At 63.8% G+C, this 6140-nt stretch carries 4 protein-coding genes and 2 pseudogenes; all 6 read right to left on the bottom strand.

What is annotated here, in order from left to right; all coding sequences use genetic code 11:
* Positions 1-294 (bottom strand): annotated as a pseudogene (locus IF89_RS48400) (hypothetical protein); the annotation flags it as partial.
* A gap of 276 nt (positions 295-570) precedes the next feature.
* Positions 571-774 carry a hypothetical protein gene (locus IF89_RS0133940; protein WP_030776430.1) on the bottom strand — a complete coding sequence of 68 codons (204 nt, stop codon included), beginning with the start codon at positions 772-774 and terminating at the stop codon, positions 571-573.
* 26 nt (positions 775-800) lie between these two features.
* Positions 801-1139, bottom strand: coding sequence for a hypothetical protein (locus IF89_RS0133935; RefSeq protein WP_030776427.1), 339 nt, complete (start codon positions 1137-1139; stop codon positions 801-803).
* A 556-nt stretch (positions 1140-1695) separates the two neighbouring features.
* Positions 1696-3147, bottom strand: coding sequence for a DUF6056 family protein (locus tag IF89_RS46510; protein WP_158718061.1), 1452 nt, complete (start codon positions 3145-3147; stop codon positions 1696-1698).
* A 477-nt stretch (positions 3148-3624) separates the two neighbouring features.
* The gene (locus tag IF89_RS48395) at positions 3625-4074 is read right to left on the bottom strand and encodes an Ig-like domain repeat protein (protein WP_234327999.1); all 450 of its coding nucleotides are present in this window, start codon (positions 4072-4074) and stop codon (positions 3625-3627) included.
* A 1438-nt stretch (positions 4075-5512) separates the two neighbouring features.
* Positions 5513-5985, bottom strand: a pseudogene (locus IF89_RS43335) (IS110 family transposase); the annotation flags it as partial.
* Between the last annotated feature and the right edge of the window lie 155 nt (positions 5986-6140).

Genomic DNA, 6140 nt, shown 5'->3' with positions numbered 1-6140 from the left:
GTCATACGACAGAGCCAGCGCAAACCCCGCCTCCCCACGCCCCGCCGTCGCCAGCAGCGGCACCTCCAAGGAGTAGCGGCCGGTCCGCACATCCACCGCACCCCCCGCCTCCTCACCCGGGGCGAACACACCCGACACCGTGCCCGAAGCCCCAGGCACCGCTGACGCCGCGGCTGCGGCGGCCGAGCGGGAGCCGGGAGCCGCGAACGCCTCACCCGCGCTCTCCCCGGCGACGGTGCCGGCAGCGGCCAGGGCCAGCAGGCCGGCGACGCCATTCCGGCGAACACGGCGCACAGCGGCAGAAGACAGAGGGGAAGAAGGCACAGGAATTCCCGGGGAGGCAGGCAGAGCGGGCAGTTCCGTCCAGGAGAACAGGAAGCGGGGGCTGGTGTCTCTCCTCCGAACAGCCCCAAGCCGTATTCCTTGGTACTGCAACGACGCTTCGTGACTCGAGGTGGTCGTCGTCGATGTTCACTTTGCATCGCCCGTCGGGTGGAGACCGCCCTGTAGGTAGCTGGCGACGGCGACAGCGCGCACGGCGTCATGCGCGAGGCGCGGGTAATGGCCGATCTACTGGTCATCTGACCAGGCTCGCAGCGGGCCGTGCACGCTGCTGAAGGGAACGTGATCGCCCTGGGTGAGGGTCTTGCCGGTCTGGCGTCCGGCGAGGTCGTGGGTGAGGGCTGCGGTGAACTCCTGCCCCGAACACAGCTCCGGTGCGGCCGGGTTGAAGACCGTGCTGTGCGCGATGCCGGCGGCACCGTAGGAGGGCACCGCGGTGACTTCGCCGCTGGTTGAGGTCAGCCGAGGGCGCCGACCTGCGCGGTGGAGCCGACGGCGGGGGTGCCGTCGGCGAAGACCACCCTCGCCGAGGTGGTCCGGGCCGCACTGTCGGCGTCCTGCACGGACACGGCACGCGCATCCGCCAGCGGGGCATCCTCCTGGTCTGCGCCCAGGACGCCCTGGGCGACGGCTTCGGCGACAACATCGGCTGCGGTCTTGACGGTGGTGCCGTCCGGGCGGATGGTGCTGCTGGTGTGGCCCCACTGGTCGGTGGAGGCAACGGTTTTGCGGCCGGCCTGGTCGGTGGTGGTGACCTTGTAGTGGGCCCACTGGGAGTAGTCGGCCTCAGACAGCACCCGCGCACCGTCGGCATCGGGGTCCTGGGCGTAGGCGCCGTCGCGGTACTTGTCCGCGGTCCGCAGGGGCCGGCCCTGGCCGTCGTACTCCGTACGGGAGACGACCCGGCCGCCGGGGCCGGCCTCCTCCCGTGGCGGTCTCGGTCAGGCGCCCGCCCTCCACGGTGCGGCTGACCTCAGTCTTCAGCTCACCCGGCCCCTCACCCCGGCCCTCCTTACCGGCGCCGTCGGCCCAGGAGACGGCCTGGGAGGCAGTCTGCCCGTACCCGTCGTAGGTGAAAGCGGTCTGCTCGCGGGCGGTGAGCAAACAAACGCCCGAACAAGCATAGATCAAAGGTTTGAAAGCTCGCCGATAGCCAGCGCCGGGCGCTACCTGTAGGCCGGGACGAACGACACCCCGCCAGCCTCCCGAGAGCGGAGGTGTTGCACACTTCCGGGGCTTTGCCCACTGCCTGACTCGGCGCCAGGAGCCGGATTATCCCTTCCCCTGGGCGAAGGCCTGCTTTTCCGGACGGGGATCAGGCGTCTCCGTGCGCGGCACGGCAGCTGCACAGCTCTATTCGGCTGGCCGCAAAGACGGCACTTCATAATATCGGGCAGCGCAGGCCCGTACCCATGATTTATTAGGACCCGAGAAAGGTTCCACCAGCCCCCCGATAGGATGCGGAGTATAGCTGGGGCTCCGTTCACCTCGGGACACAAGATACCTAATTGATGCATCCTGGGAATCCCACGCCTCAGCCCTGGTGAAAGCTTCTCGCCCAGCCGAGAATACAGGCGGAGCCAAAAAAACCAGGATGGCGCATGGGAGCAAAAGAAAGGACCAGGCGGATAGCAGCCAGGGTTGACGAGAGGAAAGCTCTTTCGCGAGAAAGGCGCCCAATACAAAACCATACCAGGCGAGCATGAGGATGAAACCCAGCCTAAAATCATTCCAGACCCTATGGGTAAGATATCCGCCCCGCCCTAGGCTGATCCTTACAAGCACCATAGAAGCAAGACTTGCAGCAGAGACCAGTAGAGCGGGGGTGATGATCTTATCGAACCACGAGATCGGCAACTCGACATTTCTGGCGAGAACGGAGCCGGCAGCAAGGCCCGTGACGAGCACAGGGGCGTAACCCCAGGTTGTGATCATTTCGCTTATAACGTGCACCCAGTCGCCCGCCCCCCCGGCGATATCATTAAGTTCCAAATGCGTTTCCATGCCCAGCATACGACGCCGGGAACGACTACCGGGTGAGGTCGTGAGGATCACGATGCCGACGGTGAGGCCAATCGTTGAAACGCCACTCCACAGGGTCAGGAAATTTCTCCGCAGAGGCTGTCGAAGCATGCGCACAGCTAGCAGTACAAAAAGAGCCGCAATCAGCGCTACGGCGGTCTCTTCAGAAGTGAGAGAAATTGCCGCACCCCCGGCAAAGGATGCGATTAGGCACACGGTTCTAGATGCCCTGCTACTGCATCGTAGCGCCCATACGACAAGAAATGCAGCAAGCGTGGGAGGGAGAGTATGGCTGACTACGCCAGCCGCCCAGAAAAAGGTTTGATACTGCGCTGGCTGAACGAGGAAAAGCGCAAGGGAGCAAACTCCCGCAATAAGCGCCTTCCATATGGTCGGAAATCGTACCCCGCTACCCTGCTCCAGATTGGCCACGAGGATCCCGATGGCGGTGAAAGTCGAAATAGCCAGCACAATAGGCATAGCAACGATTCCCGAGATGCCGGCCGATGCGTAAATGCCAACAATTAGCCCATTTACGAATCTTCCGTTTTCTTTGAAGTAGAAATGCCGGGCGAAAGTCACGGGATCGATTTTTCGCAGATCGGCAATGAAGCACCAGTCGTCCGCCGCCGGGCGGACATTCAGCGAGAGAACACAGAGAGTCACAAGGAGGCCTAGAGTGACGGTTGTCGCAGCGTTAATCCACGGCCTGACTGCCCTTTCCTCTGCTGTATCCTCCGGCAAGGGATCGTCGTGATTGCTTCGACGCTTTCCGTCCGCCACGTCTGCTCCACTATTGGTGGTATGGGGTCGACTTTCTAGCGCAAAACGACGCCGGGCCGATATTTACACTCGGGTCACCTTGCAAGGTGAATTGGGGATGCGAAATATGTTCTTGCTGGTGGTGCGCGCGGTCGGTTCGTTAGTGCAGCGATCTGTGCCGAATTGCCGCGGCGGTTGTTTGAATGGGGTTGGCGAATGCTCGCTCGAATGGCGCATGAAGCTTGCGTCAATGACGAAGGGTTCTGGAGTCGCGCAGCGAAGGGATCACATCAAATGGTAGGGGAGGCGAAGGTTGCTCAAGGAACTGGCGGATCCGTCTTTCGGGCACAGTGAAAAGCAGGTATGAGAACCAGCGAAGCCTCCGTCCGGCGTGAGGTGCGAGAACGCCAAACCGACACGGAGGCTTCGCCTTCGACGCATACCCCTGCGAGCTGACTAGACCGTTACAGAGCCGGGTGAAACGGACGCAACGAAAGATCAGTGCACGACGTTGCTTTGAGTGGTGGTGTTCGTAGCGCCGGGGCTATTGATGTTGTTGGTGGTGGCGGTATTGCTAACGAACGTGAAGAGGCCGTTGAGGTTAATCAAAGGGCCGTTGCCTCCGTTGCCGCCATTGCCTCCATTGCCTCCGTTATTCATAACCGTCACGCTAGTGGCGCCCTGGCTGGTGCCGTAAACGGTGTCGCCAGAGTAAATGGCGGTTACTTGTGTCGTACCGGCAGGAAGGGCGTTCGTGGTAAAGGTGGCGGAGGCGGTGTTGGCATTGTCGGGCGTCAGCGGGCGGTCTTGGGCGGTGATGGTCCCTGCCGTGAAGTCAATGCTGCCGGTAGGAGTCCCGCCAGTGGGGGTCCCGGTGACACGGGCAGTGCAAGTAACGCTCTGCCCTGTGGTAGAGGGATTGGGCTGACAATCAACCGTGGTGGTCACGGCGGTCTCGACCTGGTAACTAATCACTACTGTCGGCGCGCTGGTGTCGTCAGCCCGACGACTGGTGACGGTACGTGTGGCGACACCAGGATCGGTGTAAGAGGATCCGGCACCCCCACCGCCACCAGACGAGGCTGGCCCTTCTCCCCCTCCTCCTCCGCCGCCGCCGCCGTAGTAGCCGCCGCCGCCACCACCCCCGGCTCCAGCGCCGTCACCACCTCTGCCGGCCGAACCCGTCGCGCCATTACCGCTGAAGCCTTCCCCCCCCAGGCCGGGGGCAGTGTTCGCGCCTCCTCCTCCCCCTCCGCCGCCTGGGCGGTCGATGCCGTTACCTCCAGCTCCGCCTCCGCCTCCGCCCCCTGCGGTGTTCTCGGACGCAGGGTTTCCGGCGGCTCCACCAACACCGCCTGGCAGATTGGGGTTGTTAGTGGCACCCTGTCCGCCGGCGCCAGCAGAGGCAGCTGCGCTGAAGCCGCCGCCCGGCCCACCGGCTTCCGCAGTGCCGCCTTGATTGTCGGTTCCGGGCGCACCGCCAGGACCTGATGCGCTTCCGCCACCTCCCCCGCGGGTGTTGAAGAATGCAGAGGCAGAACCCGCCCCGCCGCCTCCAGCGGCGACGATCAGACGGGTGGCTGGATTGTTCTCGGCAATGCGGATATCGCTTGCCCCGCCACCTCCGCCGCCGAAGGTAGCGTCGCCGCCTCCGTTAGTACCCGGTTGGGATCCCATCCCATTTCCTGCGACATAAACGTACAAGACGCGGCTCGCAGGGAAGACTGTGGAGGGCAGTGCTGCGGTAAGGAGCGCCCCTCTGCCTCCAGTGGCGTTGTTGCTAGGCCTGGAGGCGTCGGCTCCGTTGCCACCTGCTGCCTGAACGCTGACGGAGGCGACTGAATCTGGGATGGTGAAAGTCTGGGCGTTCGCACTGGTGGTGTACGTATAAGTGCAGGTGTGTGCGGCGGTGCTGTAGACCCCATTGGGGCCACCAATTTGCACGGCACATGGTGCGTCAGCGTGGGCAGGGGTAGTGAGCGGTAGGGCGAATAGCGCCGCAAGGGCACAAACCGAAGCGAGCCGAGGTCGTACACGAACCCGCGTAGTGCGAACTGAGACATTCGCCATGAAGAAACCCATCTTCGTCGAGAAAACCAGGTCAGGCTTAAAATCCCAGTCGCGAGGCCGTCAATCCGTCCGGCACCCCGGCAGTCCAAAGAGGGAGTACCCTGTTGGGTGTGTTGCCATTTTGTCGGGGCAGAGGAATATGTTAAGTCAGATGAGAAGGTGGGTGTTTGTTCAGGTTTTTGCGGTGTTGTGCTCGGCTTTGCGCCGGCGGAGGCGGGGCTTGGCGGTGTCGATTCGGATGCGGATACTGAATTCGGTTTGTCAAGGTGAGGTTGGGTTGTCCAGGGTCAGGCCGGTTCCTGTTGGGTGTTGGGCGGCGTATCCGGTTGCTGGTGCGGGTGGCTTCGGCCGCGGGGTCTTGGTCGATGCCGGTGAGTACCGTGGGTTCGGCGGTGTTTTCGTCGGTCTGTTCCGGGGTGGGCAGGGTGTGGGGCATCGTCCGGGCGGTGTCCGTGATCACTGGGGCGTCCTTCGCGTCGGTGTTTGCCTTTCCCGGGTAGGGGTCGGCGATCCGCCGCGTCGCGAGTCCGGGGAGGTAGGCGACCTGGCGGCCGGTGTGGCGGGCGACGGTGAGGGGCAGGGCGCCGATGGGGGGGGCTGGTCCACGATGACCAGGACGGTGCCGAACTCGGTCTTGAGGTTGTCGAAGGCGGCCCGCAGCTTCGGTTGGCTGTGGGGCATCGGCTTGTCGAGGGCCTTTTTCCCGGCCGGGGTCGGCCCGTGGCCGTGGTGGGCGGTCTTGCCGACGTGTATTGCGAGGAGGATGCCTGTGCCTTCGGTGTCTGGCATGGCACCCCTTCCGCAGGTGTTGACCGTGTTCCGCAGGTGTTGACCGTGCCGGCTTGGGCGGTGGCACCGTGCTCGCGCGTCCGCGTTATGCAGGCCTGCCGTCCGCGAACTGTCCGGCATTGCGCAGGACCGGGCGGTGGCCGGGTCTCTCATCA

Origin of the sequence: Streptomyces sp. NRRL F-2664 (genome assembly GCF_000719345.1) — a bacterium.
In the GTDB taxonomy this organism is placed as follows: Bacteria; Actinomycetota; Actinomycetes; order Streptomycetales; family Streptomycetaceae; genus Streptomyces.
This window is presented reverse-complemented; position numbering and strand designations above follow the sequence as displayed.